Origin of the sequence: Paraburkholderia fungorum (assembly GCF_900099835.1) — a bacterium.
Classification (GTDB): Bacteria; Pseudomonadota; Gammaproteobacteria; order Burkholderiales; family Burkholderiaceae; genus Paraburkholderia; species Paraburkholderia fungorum_A.
Genome location: NZ_FNKP01000001.1, coordinates 3,586,061 through 3,603,743 on the forward strand (window position 1 = coordinate 3,586,061; position 17,683 = coordinate 3,603,743).

12 protein-coding genes are annotated in these 17,683 nt (G+C 62.4%); 3 read left to right on the forward strand and 9 right to left on the reverse strand.

The features are described 5' to 3' along the window. Window positions 1-10: 10 nt before the first annotated feature. Window positions 11-4,714: a glutamate synthase-related protein gene (locus tag BLS41_RS15970; RefSeq protein WP_074766107.1), complete on the reverse strand. Its 4,704-nt coding sequence runs from the start codon at window positions 4,712-4,714 to the stop codon at window positions 11-13. Window positions 4,715-5,009: 295 nt separating this feature from the next. After that, window positions 5,010-5,717 (reverse strand): transposase, encoded by a 708-nt coding sequence (locus BLS41_RS15975; RefSeq protein WP_042329221.1) that lies wholly within the window; start codon window positions 5,715-5,717, stop codon window positions 5,010-5,012. A 187-nt stretch (window positions 5,718-5,904) separates the two neighbouring features. Here BLS41_RS15975 and BLS41_RS15980 point away from each other — a divergent pair, with 187 nt between their 5' ends. Then, window positions 5,905-6,630, forward strand: a complete 726-nt coding sequence (locus tag BLS41_RS15980) for an OmpW/AlkL family protein (protein WP_074766109.1) — start codon at window positions 5,905-5,907, stop codon at window positions 6,628-6,630. Window positions 6,631-6,974: 344 nt separating this feature from the next. Further along, a complete protein-coding gene (locus BLS41_RS15985; protein ID WP_074766111.1) occupies window positions 6,975-7,355 on the forward strand; it encodes an ElaB/YgaM/YqjD family protein in 381 nt (126 codons plus the stop codon). Between the two features lie 235 nt (window positions 7,356-7,590). Here the strand turns inward: BLS41_RS15985 and BLS41_RS15990 are convergent, their stop codons facing one another. The 7 genes from BLS41_RS15990 to pilM all read right to left on the reverse strand — a co-directional run bounded on the left by BLS41_RS15990 (window position 7,591) and on the right by pilM (window position 15,017). Continuing rightward, the gene (locus BLS41_RS15990; RefSeq protein WP_074766113.1) at window positions 7,591-8,796 is read right to left on the reverse strand and encodes a deoxyguanosinetriphosphate triphosphohydrolase; all 1,206 of its coding nucleotides are present in this window, start codon (window positions 8,794-8,796) and stop codon (window positions 7,591-7,593) included. Between the two features lie 73 nt (window positions 8,797-8,869). After that, entirely contained in the window at window positions 8,870-9,955 is a 1,086-nt protein-coding gene (aroB, locus tag BLS41_RS15995) for a 3-dehydroquinate synthase (protein ID WP_074766115.1), read from the reverse strand. Continuing rightward, window positions 9,955-10,506, reverse strand: a complete 552-nt coding sequence (locus tag BLS41_RS16000) for a shikimate kinase (protein WP_074766117.1) — start codon at window positions 10,504-10,506, stop codon at window positions 9,955-9,957. The genes aroB and BLS41_RS16000 overlap by 1 nt, the downstream gene beginning before the upstream one ends. Window positions 10,507-10,613: 107 nt before the next feature. After that, the gene (gene pilQ, locus BLS41_RS16005) at window positions 10,614-12,356 is read right to left on the reverse strand and encodes a type IV pilus secretin PilQ (protein ID WP_436972000.1); all 1,743 of its coding nucleotides are present in this window, start codon (window positions 12,354-12,356) and stop codon (window positions 10,614-10,616) included. Then, the gene (locus tag BLS41_RS16010; RefSeq protein WP_074766119.1) at window positions 12,353-13,273 is read right to left on the reverse strand and encodes a hypothetical protein; all 921 of its coding nucleotides are present in this window, start codon (window positions 13,271-13,273) and stop codon (window positions 12,353-12,355) included. The genes pilQ and BLS41_RS16010 overlap by 4 nt, the downstream gene beginning before the upstream one ends. Continuing rightward, window positions 13,270-14,028, reverse strand: a complete 759-nt coding sequence (locus BLS41_RS16015) for a fimbrial assembly protein (protein WP_074766121.1) — start codon at window positions 14,026-14,028, stop codon at window positions 13,270-13,272. The genes BLS41_RS16010 and BLS41_RS16015 overlap by 4 nt, the downstream gene beginning before the upstream one ends. Next, complete coding sequence (gene pilM / locus BLS41_RS16020; RefSeq protein WP_074766123.1) at window positions 14,025-15,017, reverse strand: type IV pilus biogenesis protein PilM; 993 nt, start codon at window positions 15,015-15,017, stop codon at window positions 14,025-14,027. Before pilM ends, BLS41_RS16015 begins: the two co-directional genes overlap by 4 nt. Before the next feature lie 253 nt (window positions 15,018-15,270). Here pilM and BLS41_RS16025 point away from each other — a divergent pair, with 253 nt between their 5' ends. Next, a complete protein-coding gene (locus BLS41_RS16025) occupies window positions 15,271-17,667 on the forward strand; it encodes a penicillin-binding protein 1A (protein WP_074766125.1) in 2,397 nt (798 codons plus the stop codon). The last annotated feature ends 16 nt before the right edge of the window (window positions 17,668-17,683 follow it).

The window sequence follows — 17,683 nt, forward strand, 5'->3', positions numbered from 1 at the left end:
ATCTGGCTGGTTAAGCGGCGAGAACTTCCTTGTTCGCCTTCTTCGCGGCCAGCTCGCCCAGTGCGCGCTTGTATTCGGTCGGGAACACCTTCACGAATTGACGGCGCGACGCATCCCAGTTTTCGAGCAATGCTTTCGCACGCGGCGAACCGGTGAACTGGAAGTGACGCTCGATGAGACCCTTCAGCAGCGCCTCGTCGGTCGTCTCGCAGTGCCACAGGCCCTTGTCGACCGTGCGTTCCTGTTCGGCCTGTTGCAAGACCGGATCGAGCGCGACCATCGACTTGTTGCACTTGCCGGCGAACGTGCTGTCCGGATCGAACACATAAGCGACGCCGCCCGACATACCGGCTGCGAAGTTACGGCCCGTTTCGCCGAGCACGACCACCGTGCCGCCCGTCATGTATTCGCAACCGTGGTCGCCCGTACCTTCGACAACCGACGTCGCACCCGAGTTACGCACGCAGAAACGCTCGCCTGCCACGCCGCGGAAGAACGACTCGCCTTCGATCGCGCCGTACATCACCGTGTTGCCGCAGATGATGTTCTCTTCCGACTTACCGCGGAAATCGTTGGTCGGACGGATGATGATGCGGCCACCCGACAGGCCCTTACCCACGTAGTCGTTGCCGTCGCCGACCAGATCCAGCGTCACGCCCTTCGCGAGGAACGCGCCGAAGCTCTGACCCGCGGTGCCCTTCAACTGGATGTGGATCGAGTCGTCGGGCAGGCCGTCGTGGCCGTACTTCTTCGCGATCGCGCCGGACAGCATCGCGCCGACCGTACGGTTCACGTTGCGCACCGGCTGGATGAACGACACGTGCTCGCCCTTTTCCAGCGCGGCCTTCGCCTTCTCGATCAGCGTGTGGTCGAGTGCCTTGTCCAGACCGTGGTCCTGCACGTCGACGTGCTTGCGCGCGACTTCCGCACCGACTTGCGGCAGGTAGAACACACGCGAGAAGTCCAGACCCTTCGCCTTCCAGTGCTCGATGCCCTTCTTCATGTCGAGCAGTTCGGCGTGACCGATCAGGTCGTCGAACTTGCGGATACCCAGTTGCGCCATGATTTCGCGCGCTTCTTCAGCAACGAAGAAGAAGAAGTTGACGACGTGTTCCGGCTGGCCCTTGAACTTCTCACGCAGCACCGGATCTTGCGTCGCGACGCCGACCGGGCAGGTGTTCAGATGGCACTTGCGCATCATGATGCAGCCTTCGACGACCAGCGGAGCCGTCGCGAAACCGAATTCGTCCGCGCCGAGCAGCGCGCCGATCACGACGTCGCGGCCGGTCTTCATCTGACCGTCGGCCTGCACGCGGATACGGCCGCGCAGATGGTTCAGCACCAGCGTTTGCTGCGTTTCGGCCAGACCGAGTTCCCACGGCGTGCCGGCATGCTTGACCGACGACAGCGGCGACGCACCCGTACCACCGTCATGACCGGCGATCACGACGTGATCGGCCTTGGCCTTCGCCACACCTGCAGCCACCGTACCGACGCCCGACTCCGACACCAGCTTCACCGACACGCTAGCTGCCGAGTTGGCGTTCTTCAGGTCGTGAATCAGTTGCGCCAGATCTTCGATCGAGTAGATGTCGTGGTGCGGCGGCGGCGAAATCAGGCCGACGCCCGGCACCGAGTAACGCAGCTTGCCGATGTATTCCGACACCTTGTGGCCCGGCAGCTGACCGCCTTCGCCCGGCTTCGCGCCTTGCGCCATCTTGATCTGGATCTGATCGGCCGACGCCAGGTATTCCGCCGTCACGCCGAAACGGCCCGACGCCACCTGCTTGATGCGCGAACGCAGCGAGTCGCCTTCCTTCAGCGGAATGTCGGCAATCACTTCGTCGCCGATGATCGACTTCATCGTGTCGCCGTTCTTGATCGGAATGCCGCGCAGTTCGTTGCGATAACGGTTCGCGTCTTCGCCGCCTTCACCGGTGTTCGACTTGCCGCCGATGCGGTTCATCGCGACAGCCAGCGTAGCGTGCGCTTCGGTGCTGATCGAGCCCATCGACATGGCGCCGGTCGCGAAACGCGTGACGATGTCTTTCGCCGATTCGACTTCGTCGAGCGGGATCGCCTTGGTCGGGTCGAACTTGAATTCGAACAGGCCGCGGAACGTCATGTGGCGCTTGGTCTGATCGTTGATCAGATGCGCGTATTCCTTATACGTCTGATACGAGTTGCTGCGAGCCGAGTGTTGCAGCTTCGCGATCGCATCCGGCGTCCACATGTGTTCTTCGCCGCGCACGCGGTACGCGTACTCGCCGCCCGCGTCGAGCATGTTCGCGAGGATCGGGTTGTCGCCGAACGCGTCGCGGTGCAGACGGATCGCTTCTTCCGCGACGTCGAACAGGCCGATGCCGCCAACCTTCGACGACGTGCCCTTGAAGTACTTCACCACGAGGTCTTCAGCCAGGCCGACCGCTTCGAAAATCTGCGCGCCGGTGTACGACATGTAGGTCGAAATACCCATCTTCGACATGACCTTCATCAGGCCCTTGCCGACTGCCTTGGTGAAGTTGTAGACCGCTTTTTCCGCCGACAGGTCGCCCTTCAGGCCGGTTGCCATCTGCGCGAGCGTTTCCATCGCGAGGTACGGGTGGACGGCTTCGGCGCCGTAGCCCGCAAGCAACGCGAAGTGGTGCGTTTCACGCGCCGAGCCGGTTTCGACGACCAGACCCGTGCTCGTGCGCAGACCTTGCTGCACGAGGTGCGTGTGGATCGCGGCCGTGGCCAGCAGCGCCGGGATCGCGACGTTGTCGCGGTCGGTCTTGCGGTCCGACACGATCAGCATGTTGTAGCCGGACTTGACGGCGTCGACGGCTTCCGCGCACAGCGACGCGAGACGCGCTTCGATACCTTCCTTGCCCCATGCCACCGGATAGCAGATGTTCAGTTCGTACGAGCTGAACTTGCCGCCCGTGTACTGATCGATCGCGCGGATCTTCGCGATGTCCTTGAAGTCGAGCACGGGCTGCGACACTTCGAGACGCATCGGCGGGTTGATGTTGTTCGTGTCCAGCAGGTTCGGCTTCGGACCGACGAACGACACCAGCGACATCACCATGTTTTCGCGGATCGGGTCGATCGGCGGGTTCGTCACTTGCGCGAACAACTGCTTGAAGTAGTGATACAGCGTCTTGTTCTTGTTGGACATGACCGCCAGCGGCGAGTCGTTGCCCATCGAGCCGATCGCTTCTTCGCCGGCTTGCGCCATCGGCGCCATCAGGAACTTGAGGTCTTCCTGCGTGTAGCCGAACGCCTGCTGACGATCCAGCAAAGCAGCGGCTTCGCGGCGTTCCGTCGCGACGTCTTCGGCCTTCGCCTCGATTTCGTCGAGCTTGATGCGCACAGCGTCGATCCAGCTCTTGTACGGCTTCGCGTTCGCGAGGTTGTCCTTGAGCTCCTTGTCGTCGATGATGCGACCGTGTTCCATGTCGATCAGGAACATCTTGCCCGGCTGCAGACGCCACTTCTTGACGATCTTCGACTCGGGGATCGGCAGCGTGCCGGCTTCCGACGCCATGATGACGAGGTCGTCGTCCGTGACGATGTAGCGCGCCGGACGCAGACCGTTACGGTCGAGCGTCGCGCCGATCTGACGGCCGTCGGTGAACGCGATCGCGGCGGGGCCGTCCCACGGCTCCATCATCGCGGCGTGGTATTCGTAGAACGCGCGGCGGTTGTCGTCCATCAGCGTGTGCTGTTCCCAGGCTTCCGGGATCATCATCATCATTGCGTGGACGAGCGGGTAACCGGCCATCACCAGCAGTTCGAGACAGTTGTCGAACGATGCGGTGTCGGATTGGCCCGGGTAGATCAGCGGCCACAGCTTCGGCAAGTCGTCGCCGAGCACGTGCGACGCGATTGCGCCGGTACGCGCGTTGAGCCAGTTGACGTTGCCCTTCACCGTGTTGATTTCGCCGTTGTGGGCGATCATGCGGTACGGGTGAGCCAGTTCCCACGCCGGGAACGTGTTGGTCGAGAAGCGTTGGTGAACCAGCGCCAGCGCCGAAACGGTGCGCTCGTCCTGCAGGTCGCGGTAATACACGCCGACCTGACCGGCCAGCAGCAGGCCCTTATAGACCACCGTGCGCGCCGACATGGACGGCACGAAGTATTCCTTGCCGTGCTTGAGCTTGAGCGCCTGGATGCGGTGGCTGCCGGTCTTGCGGATCACGTACAGCTTCCGCTCGAGCGCGTCCGTCACGATGATGTCCTTGCCGCGGCCGATGAAGATCTGGCGGATCAGCGGCTCGCTCGCCTTCACGGTCGGCGAAATCGGCATGGTGTGATCGACCGGCACGTCGCGCCAACCCAGCACGACCTGGCCTTCGGCCTTCACCGTGCGTTCCAGTTCCTGCTCGCAGGCGAGGCGCGATGCGTGTTCCTTCGGCAGGAACACCATGCCGACGCCGTACTCGCCGTACGGCGGCAGCGTCACGCCCTGCTTCGCCATTTCCTCGCGATAGAAACCGTCCGGAATCTGGATCAGGATGCCCGCGCCGTCGCCCATCAGCGGATCGGCGCCGACGGCGCCCCGGTGGTCGAGGTTCTCGAGAATCTTCAGACCCTGCTCGATGATCTCGTGGCTTTTCTGGCCCTTGATGTGAGCAACGAAGCCGACGCCGCAGGCGTCGTGCTCGTTTTGCGGGTCGTACAGACCTTGCGCGGCGGGAACCGGATGAGTCGGTTGCAGGTGGTCGTTCATGGGGACACCGTCTGTAGGGGGCCTGACAGGCCGTTAAACCATTTTTCTATTGCCGCAGTTTGCGTTGCAACTGCGACGGCGCTACCTACGCTGAGATGCTACGCGTAACGAAAAAGCGCCGGAATTCGGAATATACGCGACGAATCAATGGAATAGCAAATAAAACCTTATGTTCGAACCCCAATTATCAAATTGGTGCATCGCACTTAATTTTTAATGGTGCCATATCAAATTGGGGCAAAAGAAAACGGCATGCGCGATGCCGTTTTCGTGCAGATCTTTGATGCGAAACGCTTTATTGGGTATGAGGCGTCTCGCGGACCTTGCGCGGCCGCCCGCGCGGCAGCGGCGATACACGCCTGTTTGCGGCCCGTGCGGCCCATTCGCGATAGGTATCGCTGCCCAGAACCCAGCCTTTTAGCGTGGCCTGCTGAAGCTGGCTGGCTTCGCGTTCGTCGAGCGGCTGCTCGCACAATTCGCGGTACGCGCGTTGACGTTCGAACGGCGTATTGCCGAGCGACCAGTACAACGGGTGGTCGGTGATCAGGCTGTCGAGCGTGAGGCCGATGTGATGCCGGTAACTCGACCAGCGGTAATCTTCCGGCGCGCTCACCAGTTGCGCGCGCACCGGACACATTTCGACGACCCGGCTCGCCAGCAAAAAGTAGCGCTCGCCCTCGATTACCGTGGCACGATAGCGACCCTCCCACAAGGTTCCGCGACGCGCGTAACGCCGGTTGAAGTGCGCCACATAGCGACGCCCCACCGCCTGCATCGCTTTCGGCAGACTCGACTCCTCGGTGGGAGTGACGAGCAGTTGCACGGCGCCAGGCATCAACGCGTACGCATGGATCGAGAGGTGATGGTCGCGCGAAGCCGCCTTCAGGCAGTCGATGAAGAGTTCGTAGTCCTGGTCGTCGACGAATGCGGGCTGCTGATCGAGCCCGCGAAGGATGACGTGCTGCGGCTGGTCAGGGACATAAAGACGTGCAAGCCGTGCCATGCTGGAGTATCCGATAGTCGCGTTGGTACATACCCGAAGGTCCGAAGAGCCGCATGCGCCAAAGGTTCGACGCGGCGCGGCCAGGCCAGAAAGCGCGCGGCGCTTAGGGAGAAAGCTCTAACCGCCGCGTATGGTTAGTTTCAAACGTTCTCGTCATAATGAGCGGGCCTTTTTTGGAGGAGCACATATGAAATTAAAACAGGCCGTAACGGGGATCGCAGCGTTAGCTTGCATGTCAACAGCAGCGCATGCGCAATCGGCCGGTACCATTTACTTCACGACGGGCTGGTTCCACCTGGCGCCTCAATCGAGCAGCAAGCCGCTCACGATAACCAGCCTTGGCGGCAGCCCGACCAACATCACCGAACCCAACACCGGCGCATCGCTTGATTCCGCCGATACCCTCGGCCTCACCGCCGGCTACTTCATCACCGATCACATCGCGACCGAATTTGTTATTGGCGTCCCGCCCAAGTTCGCTCTGAACGGCACGGGCAGCTTCGAACAATACGGCAAACTGGGTTCGGCAAAACAGTGGAGCCCGACTCTGCTGTTCAAGTACTACTTCAACGCACCGACCGCCTCGTTCCGCCCGTATCTTGGCGTCGGCGTGAGCCGCATCTGGTTCACGGACGAAAAGATCACCAACGGCGTGTTCCAGGCAAACGTTCTGCATGGTCCGACCAGCGTCTCTACGGATAGTTCGTGGGAGCCCGTGTTTAATGCCGGTTTCACGTACGCATTCAATCAGCACTGGTTCGCGGGCGTGTCGCTCTCCTATCTGCCGCTCAGCACGACAGCCAAACTGACGACCGCAGCGAATACACCGGTCGGCACACTGACCGCGACGTCGCAAACCAAGATCAAGCTGAACCCGATCGTCACGTACGTCAACATCGGTTACCGTTTCTAACGCTCTCGAAGAAAATTGGGGCCGTTGAGTTAGGTTAGTCGAATTTTCGCGGGTTAGACAACGCCGTCATTTATCCAGTGACGGCGTTTTTTTATTTGGCGCGTAGGGTGTACGGTAATTTTCATGGGCCTGCCGGATGCGAGCTCGAAAGTTTGTAAATTTAACCCGCGACCACGCCGGCTTGTGCAATATGTGCTGACGAATTCGAGCCGGTTCCGCCGCGCTTAGGGGGTTTCAGCTTTGGCACCGAAGTTGCGTTCGCATGGTGTTTCCCGCGTCGCGACGCAACACTGCGTCATGATGAAACGCGTGGGACCTTTTTGACCCTCATCGACGGAGCGACCATGACAGCACTTCCGAACACGAGAGACGCCCTCGGCGAATCCTGGACGAGCACGAGCCGCCGCGCGCGACGTATTGCCCGCCATAGCCGCCATGCGGCAGAAGATATTGCAGGCGAACTGCGCACGCTGATGTCCGAACTCGAGTCCACTTTGGCGGACGGCACCCAGGCCGACGCTGTGGCATTGCGCGGCAAGTTGCGCAAACAACTGGAAGCCGCGCGCGCCCGCCTGAACGACACCCGTGAAGCCGTGCGCGAACGCGCCGAAGTCGCGATCTCGGATGCCGACGATTACGTGCATGAAAACCCGTGGCAGACGATTGCGATCGTCGGCGGGGTTGCGTTGATCGCGGGGGCGCTGTTTGCGTCGCGGTTGCGCTGACGGATTGCGGATTGCGTGACGGTTGGCGACGGCGCGCGCTGAGCGGCCGTCGGTCGCGCGGATTGCGTAAAATTAAAGCGCCGCGCTGTCTGGTGATGAGCTAAATGGATGCGGCTGCCGCTGCCCCATCAGCAACATGTCGCGAATTGCGCGTGTAGGGCAGCGTTTATTTGAACGCTGATCCTTACTAAGCGCGACACCGCCGCCGACGGCTCAAAATACCGCGCCGCCTGGCCTAGTTGTCGTCGATCACAAAGAGCCGCTGATACTCCTTCACCGCGTATCGATCCGTCATGCCCGCGATGTAATGCGCGATTAACCGGGGTTGCGACGCCGCGTCCGTTGACTGATAGCCCGGCGGCAACAGCCGCGGATCTTCCGTGAATGCGTCGAACAGCCCCACCACCACGCGACGAGCCTTGTTGGCCATACGCATCACGCGGTAATGGCGATACAGGTTCTTGAATAGAAAGCGCTTGAGCGTGGCCGCCTGCGCGGCCGTCGTTTCGCTATGCGCAACGAGCGCAGGCGCGGCGCGCACGTCGTCGAGCGACTGCGGTGCATGGCGCACCAGATTCGACTGGGTCGTCTCGATCAGGTCGACAATCAGCGCGTTGATAATCCGGCGCACCGTTTCGTGGATCAATCTGCGTCCTTCGATCTGCGGATAATCGCCGCGCGCCGTCTCGTAATGCGTCTGCCACAACTCCACTTCCGCCAGTTGCTCGACGGTGAGCAAACCGGAACGCAAACCGTCATCGACGTCGTGATTGTTGTAGGCGATCTCGTCGGCAACATTGGCAATCTGCGCTTCGATGGACGGCTGCCGTCCTTCGAGAAACCGTTCGCCTAACGCCCCCAGCCGCCGCGCGTTCTCTCGCGAACAATGTTTGAGGATGCCCTCACGGGTCTCGAAGCACAGATTCAGGCCGTTAAACGCGCCGTAGTGCTCTTCCAGATCGTCGACCACCGCGAGACTTTGCAGGTTGTGCTCGAAGCCGCCATGCTCGCGCATGCATTCGTTCAAGGCGTCCTGTCCGGCATGGCCGAACGGCGTGTGGCCGAGATCATGAGCAAGTGAAATGGCCTCGACGAGGTCTTCGTTGACGCGCAGATTGCGCGCGACCGAACGCGCGATCTGCGCGACTTCGAGACTGTGCGTGAGACGGGTGCGAAACAGATCGCCCTCGTGATTCACGAAGACTTGCGTCTTGTATTCGAGTCGACGGAATGCCGTGGAGTGGACGATACGATCGCGGTCGCGCTGAAACTCGGTGCGCGCGCCTGGCGCGGATTCGGGATAGCGGCGGCCGTGCGACTGCGCGGAATGCGCGGCGTAAGGCGCGAGATGCGCTTCGAGTGCGTCCTGCGTCGGCACGGCGAGCACCGCCATGCGTGCCGCCGGGTCATGCTGTACTTCGTCGCTGCGCCTGTCAGTCACCGGGTTCTCCGAAACATGGGCGGCGCCTCGTGACGCGGGTGCTTGATGCCTCGCTGAAAAATGCTCCGTCGAACTAGATAGCGGCGGCCAGCGTGGCTTGCACTTCGGCGTCGGGCGCCTGGGTGATCAGCGTCTCACCGAAACGCTTCAGCAGAATGAATTTGATTGCGCCGGCTTCTGCCTTCTTGTCGACCTGCATGAGTTCGACATAACGCGCTGCGCCGAGCGACGGCGCTTTGGTCGGCAAATGCGCGGCGACGATCACGTCGACCAGGCGCTTGCGCTCCGCGGCGTCGAGATAGCCCATGCGCACGGAGAGATCCGCCGCCATCACCATTCCGCAGCCGACGGCCTCGCCGTGCAGCCATTCGCCATAGCCGAGTCCGGCTTCGATCGCGTGGCCGAACGTGTGGCCGAAATTGAGGATGGCGCGCAGGCCGCCTTCGCGCTCGTCCTGAGCCACCACCGACGCCTTGATCTCGCACGACCGCTTGACCGCCTCGGTCAGCGCTTCCGGCTCGCAGCGGTTCAGCGCATCGATATTGCATTCGATCCAGTCGAAGAAGCCGGCGTCGGCGATCGCGCCGGTCTTGATGACTTCGGCGACGCCCGCAGCCAGTTCGCGCCCGGGCAGCGTGCGCAGCGCGCCGATGTCGGCGATCACTGCCTGCGGCTGGTAGAACGCGCCGATCATGTTCTTGCCGAGCGGGTGATTGATACCCGTCTTGCCGCCCACCGACGAATCCACCTGCGACAGCAACGTGGTCGGCACCTGGATGAACGGCACGCCACGCATGTAGCAGGCAGCCGCAAAACCGGTCATGTCGCCGATCACGCCGCCGCCCAGTGCGATCAGCGTGGTCTTGCGGTCGGCGCGCGAGCCGAGCAGCGCGTCGAAAATCAGATTCAGCGTTTCGAGATTCTTGTGCGCTTCGCCGTCCGGCAAAACGACCGTCGACACCTGTTTGCCCAGCGGCGCCAGCGCGGCGCGCAGCTTGTCGCCGTAAAGCGGGTCGACGGTGGTGTTGGTGACGATGGTGACCGAGTTACCGGCGATGTGCGGCGCGAACAACGCCGTCTGACCGATCAGATCGGCACCGATATGGATGGGGTAGGCGCGCTCGCCCAGTTCGACGTTGACGGTAATCATACGGTCCATTATGAAGCAGGATGTTTGGCTACGCCGGCCATCTCGAGCTGCATCAGAACCATATTGACGAGTCCGTTGACCGAAGGCCGGCCGGTTTCAATCACGAAATGCGCGCATTCCCGGTACAGCGGGTCGCGCACTTCATAGAGTGCTTCGAGGCGTGCCTTGGGATCTTCGGTCTGCAGAAGCGGCCGGTTCTTGTCGCGCCGGGTGCGCAGCCACAGATCGTGCGGATTGGCGCGCAGATAGATCACTACGCCGTTGTTCTGCAGCGCCGTGCGGTTTTCAGCCCGCAAAACCGCGCCGCCGCCGGTCGCCAGCACGATATTTTCGCGCCCGGTGAGCTCGGAAATCACGCTCGCCTCGCGGTCGCGAAAGCCCGCCTCGCCCTCCAGCTCGAAGATCACAGGGATGCGCGCGCCCGTACGCGCTTCGATTTCATGGTCGGAATCGAAGAACGGGCGATCGAGACGGCGCGCAATGGCCCGGCCCACGGTGGTTTTCCCTGCCCCCATGAGCCCTACGAAAATTACATTGGCGTGTGCGTCCCGCGCTTGCAACGGTGTCCTCTGGCTAATCCGGTATGGGTTCGTGCCGCAGCTTACTGGCAAAGCAGCCGCCTTGTCGAGCCTGAGCGCCGCCGCTGGCGAGCGACGGCACCCTATCCCTAATTTTTCTGGACGACGCGCGGCGTGATGAAAATTGCCAGTTCACTGCGCTGGTCACGATGTGTGGTGTTGCGAAAAAGCGCGCCCAAAAACGGTATTTTGCCCAGGAGCGGCACCCGAGTCACATCATCCCGGTCGTCGGTCGCGTAAATTCCGCCGATCGACACCGTACCACCATCCTCGACTTCGACGCGTGTTTGTACGTGTTTGGTGTTGATCGCGGGTCCGGCGTCGGTCTGTTCGCCGACGCTGTCTTTGGCGACGTCGAGGTCCAGCACAACGCGGCCGTCCGGCATGATTTGCGGCTCGACCTCCAGTTTGAGCGTAGCCCGGCGAAACTGCACGCCCGACACGCCCTGCCCCACTTTCGCCTGATACGGCAGCTCGGTGCCCTGCTCGACCACCGCTTTCATCCGGTCCGCCGTGACGACACGCGGACTCGACACGATTTCCCCGCGCCCCTCGGCTTCGAGCGCACTCAGCTCGACATTCAGCAGACGGGTGGCTGCGGCGGCGAATAGGCTCAGGCCGGCGGTTGCCGCGTCGAAGCCTGAAATCGGCCGGGCCGACAGATCGTAGACGGTGCCGTCCGCGTTGCCGTTCAAACCTTTCGCCGTACCGTCGGAGTTAGTGGCCGCCATCGACAGCTTCACGCCGAGATTGCGCGAAAAACCATGCTCGCCTTCGACGATATGCGCCTCGATCAGCACCTGGCGGGTCGGCCGGTCGACTGCGGCGACCAGCGCCTCAATCTGCGCGAGCCGCCCTTCGATGTCGGTAATGAACAGGAGATTGGTGCGCGGGTCCGCCGTCACGGCACCACGCTTGGACAGCACGCGCTGGGTGCCGGAACCGGTCAGCAGACGCCGGACATCCTCGGCATGCGCGTAATGCAGCTGGACCGTGCGGCTCGCCAGCGGCTCGAGGTCGGCGGCACGCGCGTGGGCTTCGAAACGCTGTCGCTCGCGCGCCGCCAGTTCCGCCTGGGGCGCGACCCAGACCACATTGCCGTGGCGCTCCATGGCCAGATTGTTGACGTCGAGCAAGGTGTCGAATGCCGCTCGCCATGGCACCTTGTCGAGCCGCAACGAGACCACGCCGCGCACTTTCTCGCTCGCCACAATGTTCAGGCCCGTGAACTCGGCGAAGGCCTTGAGGACCGCCCCGAGCTCGGCTTTCTGGAAACTCAGGGAGATCGGTTTGTTGTCGGCGGCAAGATGGGCGTCGGCGGCGGTTTTAGGCGCGCCGCTCAGGCGTTCGAGCGGCGGCAATGGCACCGGCGGACCTTCCAGGCCGGAGGCGTTCGTGGAGTCGTCGCGAGGCTGGTCGGACGGGCGTCTTTGCAGTGGGACCGAACCTTCAACGGCGTCGGCAAATGTGCTCGCGTCGGCTTCGGGCGGCACGCCGTCAGACGATGTGGCGCTTCGCGCGGCGCCTGGATCGTCCGATGAATCGTCGCGAAATGGATTGGCCACTTCTGCGGCGACGGCACGCGGCAGCGGCACTGCGTCGTACGAAGCATCGGACTGCGGCGCAACGGAACCGTCGGCCAGCATATAGGCGGGTAACGGCGGCAGCGGCCCAATCGACGCGTGCGCAAGGCCGCCGCCCAACGTCGCGCTGACGCAAAGGCCGACATATAGGAGAGCGCCACGCGGCGCGCATGCGATACCGGAACCGCGAGCAACCTGCGCGCCGCCATTCGGGTGCACTGCAACGGATGGATCAACAATACGCATCAGGACGCCTCCGCCAGCGCCAGCGTGCGCGTCGTGCCACCGTTAGCAAGCGTGACACCATCCGCGTCGATTCTCGTGACCCGCTCAGCCCCGACCTGTTGCCCGGAGGTCACGGTTGTCGAGCCATCCTGCGTATCTAGCAAAGCCAGACCGCGCGTTAAGTCGCGCAACAATCCGACCACGCGTAGCGACGAACTATCGGGAAGATCGTCACCGGCTTGCATCTGCGGATGCGAAAACGGGTCGAAGAATACGATGTCTTCGTCGTCATCCGAATCGAGACTTGCGTCGTTGAAAGCGTCGGTCGAAGTGGCTGACACAGCCGGTCGCAGCGCATTGAACACGCGCAATGTCGCGCTCACCGATAGAGAGGCGGCATCCTGTTTGACGGTTAAGTCGACTGGCACGATCAGCACCGGCAAGTCGGAAAGCCCGCGCATGAACGCCATCAGATGCACGAAGTCGGTGTGGGCGGTGATCTGTAAGGGACGCCCGCCATCGGCGTTCGCGCTGGTCGGCGCACCCGGCGCCACCGCCTGCAACGACACGCTATTTTGCGCGGCCAGCTCGGAGACGACGCGCACGTCGTCCGCTGAACTCCAGGGTGCGCGCGATGGCTCGGCGGGCATCGCGGCGAACGCGCGACGCAACTTGGGCAATTGCGTGAGCGAGCGCGAAGCATCCGCGAGCCGCTGCTTGCTGGCCGCCAACGCAACGCGGCTCGCCTCGATACTGCTCAAGTCGGCAACAACCGAGCCATACGCGCCCGCGCCAAAAACCAGCGCGGCAATCGCCAAAGCCGTGAGCCAGCGACGCCGCCGACTCCATGCTTCGAGCGGCAACCTCGCCTGCGCCATTAAAGAAGAAAGCGAGATTGCGCTGTTCGCCGCGCCGCCGGATTTGACAAGGATCGTGCTCATTTTGTACCTCCAGAAATTTCCGACTTCACAGGACGCGACGCCGCGGCGGCTGCGACAGCACGAACCGCTTTTAAAACCGGCTCGCGCCAGAGCAACCGCGCGCCAAACTCGATCGGACCGGTCACGCTCTCATCCGCGAGCGCGTGAGCACGCAACACTGGACGATGGAGGTCGCTCATCTCCGTTCCCGTCACGCCGCGAATCGCGCCGAGGCGTTTGAGCCACTCGGCCGAAGCGAGATGTCCCCGCGAAGTCGCCAGCAATTCGGTGTCGTGTTCACGCTGACGCAACTGCCGCAACACGACGCCGTTGCCGGGTTCAAAACTCAGCGCATCGAGCAGATCGCGGAAATGGGTGAGCGGCTCCGACAAGCTCATGGCGAGCGCCGTGGCTTTGCGCTGCTCGTCCTGCGCGCGCGTCAATCTGGCGTGTTCGGCGAGCGGCACGGCCATTTGTGTGAAAGACCGTTCAATCGATGCGCGTTCAGCGTCGGTTCGCGTCTTCCCGAATGCCTGCCACGCGGCCAGAACAACAACAGCGGCGACCCCGGCCAGTGCGGCAGCAAGCCATTCACGCAGACAGCGCCGACGCGCAAGACGCGCATTGCGTTGTCGATAAGGCAGCAGGTTGAATCCGCCGAGCCATGGTTCTGCGACGCGCACTTTGAGCGATGAAGGTGATGCCTGCGAACTCGCGGAACGCGAAAATCTGCGCGAACGGGAAAGCAGAGGTGAGTTCAAAAGGTCGCGCGTCATTCGCACACTCCGCGCAATGCGAGTCCAAATGCCACCGCTCCGGCCGGCTCGTATAACAACGGATCGACGAATTGCCGCGTGCGGCTTCCCAGCGCGGCGCATTCGAACGGCAGCGTCGTACAGCCCAATATGTCGGCGATATCAGCGAGCGAGAAACCCACGCCGTCGAGCAGATCGACCTCGCCGCTCACCAGAGCGCAGTCCAGCACGGGACCGTGGACGAGGTCACGCAACGCATCGGCGAGATCGGCGTGCTCGGGCGCCGGATACCGCATTTCACCGGCGATGCCATCGTCGACGATGCGCCATCCGTACACGCCGTCCGTGCCGATCCATAACGCGACATAAGGCTCGTGCGGATCGAGTTCGTGACTCGCCGCGTAACGCATTGCACGCAGCGCCGCGTGCGGCTCGCCGTCGACGGCCGTCAGCGAAATACCGGCCATCGCGGCGCATTCCATTCGCGCTTCGAGATGTTGGCGCGCTGTGGCCGCAATCGTCACGGAGCGGATTGGCGAAGGGCTTTCGTCGACGAACCAGTCCACCGCGAGCGCGTGCCGCTCCAGCCCTGCGATGCGCTCGGCCTCGCTCATCACGGCGGGTTCCAGCCCAGCGAGCGCGTGTCCACCGTCTTCCGCGCAATGGCTTTGCGCGACGAGCCGCGCGAACGGCACGATGCTGGTCAACGTGGCCGATGCAGGCATCGCCATCGCGCATCGCAATGCATGTGTTGCACAGCCGCGCGGCAAACCGGCGAACGCGTCGCGCAGTGCACGCGCTATCGCGTGCCGGTCGACGATCTCGCTGCCGGCCATTGCCCCTGCGCCCAGCGGCATGGTGCAAAGGTATTCCAGATGCAGTGCGCCGCGAGCACGCGAACGCTGACTCACCACCACCAGCCGCAAGACCTGCGAACCGATATCGATCCCCGCGCCAAAACGCTGCGCACCTGATTTCACAGCCTGAAGCCACGAATTGCTAAAGCTCATCACGTCCCCCCTCTGATCCACGCGACGAACCATTCGAACGCGAGTAACGAGGAAGAATTGTCCGTAGACAGCCGCCCGAGCGACACTCGGCCGAACGGCCAACGTTGCTCAGCGAACGTCCTGCATGGCATCAAAGCGTCTACAGTGAAGTCATCGCTGAGCGCCCCGCTGACTTGCAGGCTACCGTTCGTAAGCAACCCGAAAGCTAACGGCCCTGGCGGCTATAATCGCGGGACTGTTTTTTGGTGCACATATGCAATCAACGTCTCCTACGTCCCCGCCGCCCGCCCCTCAGAAGCGCAAACGCCCGTGGTGGCTCAAGCTCATCATTGGGTTTTTCGGTCTGATCGTCGCGGGCGTTCTGTGCGTGTTGCTGGTGGTCGGATACGCACTGGTCGTAGCAACGCCCAACCTGCCTTCGCTCGACGCGCTGACCGACTACCGTCCCAAAGTGCCGCTGCGCATCTACACGGCCGACCACGTGCTGATCGGCGAATTCGGCGAAGAGCGGCGCGACATCGTGCATATCCAGGACGTGCCCGATAGTCTGAAGAAGGCGATTCTCGCGATCGAAGACGCGCGCTTTTACGACCACGGCGGCGTCGATCTGACCGGTATCGCGCGAGCCGGCATCGTTGCGCTGACCAATGGTCACGCCACGCAAGGCGCGAGCACGATCACCATGCAGGTGGCACGCAACTTCTTCCTGTCGAGCGAAAAGACCTACACGCGCAAGATTTACGAGATGCTGCTCGCGTACAAGATCGAGTCGAAGCTGACGAAAGATCAGATTCTCGAGGTGTACATGAATCAGATCTATCTCGGTCAGCGCGCGTATGGCTTCGCGAGCGCGGCGCGCGTGTACTTCGGCAAGGATCTGAAGGATCTGACGCTGGCTGAATCGGCCATGCTCGCGGGCCTGCCGAAAGCGCCGTCTGCCTATAACCCGGTGGTGAATCCGAAGCGCGCGAAGGTTCGTCAGGAGTACATCCTGGAGCGCATGGTCGAATTGCATTACATCACCCAGGAACAATACGACGAGGCTAGCAGACAGGTGCTTGTCGTGAAGGGCGCGGGCAAGGAGTTCAGCGTGCACGCGGAATACGTCGCGGAAATGGTGCGGCAGATGATGTACGCGCAGTATCGCGAAGAGGCATACACCCGCGGCCTGAACGTCGTGACCACGATCGATTCAGCCGATCAGGACGTCGCTTACCGCGCGCTGCGCAAAGGTCTGATGGACTACGAACGTCGTCACGGCTATCGCGGACCGGAGGCGTTCATCGATCTGCCATCCGACGCGGAAGACCGCGAACAGGCGATCGACGACGCACTGCTCGAACATCCGGATAACGGCGAAATCATCGCGGCAGTCGTCACGGCGGCGAGTCCGAAGCAGGTTCAGGCAACCTTCATCGACGGCAATACCGCGACCGTTCAGGGCGACGGTCTGCGTTATGCGCAATCCGCGCTCAACACGCGTGCGCAGCCGAACCAGCGCGTGCGGCCGGGCGCGATCATCCGTCTGGTCAAGAACGACGACGGCGACTGGTCGATTACGCAATTGCCGCAAGTTGAAGGCGCGTTTATCTCCGTAATTCCACAGGACGGCGCGATTCGCGCGCTGGTCGGCGGCTTCGACTTCAACAAGAACAAGTTCAATCACGTGACGCAGGCATGGCGTCAGCCGGGTTCGAGTTTCAAGCCGTTCATTTATTCGGCGTCGCTCGAAAAGGGACTCGGACCGGCCACGATCATCAACGACGCGCCGCTGTTTTTTAGCGCAGCGGAGACCGGTGGCCAGGCGTGGGAACCGAAGAACTACGGCGGCGGTTTCGACGGTCCGATGACCATGCGTACCGCGCTGATGAAGTCGAAGAACCTGGTGTCGATCCGTATCCTGAACCAGATCGGCACGAAGTACGCGCAGCAGTACATCACGCGCTTCGGCTTCGACGCGGAACGGCACCCGGCTTATCTGCCGATGGCGCTCGGCGCCGGTCTCGTCACACCGTTGCAGATGGCCGGTGCGTTTTCAGTGTTCGCCAACGGCGGCTATCGGGTGAATCCGTATCTGATCGCTGAAGTTACCGATCAGCGTGGCATCGTGGTTTCGCACGCGCAGCCGCTGATTGCGGCGCAAAACGCGCCGCACGCCATCGCCCCGCGCAATGCCTACGTGATGAACAGTCTGCTGCAAAGCGTCGCGCAACACGGCACGGGCGCCAAGACCAACGTGCTCAAACGCACCGATCTCGGCGGCAAGACGGGCACCACCAACGATTCGCGCGACGCATGGTTCGCCGGTTATCAGCACACGCTCACGGCGATTGCGTGGATCGGCTACGACAATCCGCGCAGTCTCGGCGACAAGGAAACCGGCGGCGGCCTCGCGCTGCCGGTCTGGGTCGAGTACATGGCGCGCGCGCTCAAAGGCGTACCGGAGTACAAGATGCCGCGTCCCGAAGACGTCGACGAAATCGGCTCGGAACTCTATTTCGACGACTTCACGCCGGGCAACGGCTTCGTTTCGACGGTCGGCGTGAGTCAGGCGACGCTGGATGCCCAGGCGAGCGCCGCAGCGGCCGCTCCCGAACAGGTCGGCGAGCAGGAAAAGCAGGACATCATGAATCTGTTCCGTGGACACTGACGGCACCGTCAGCTTT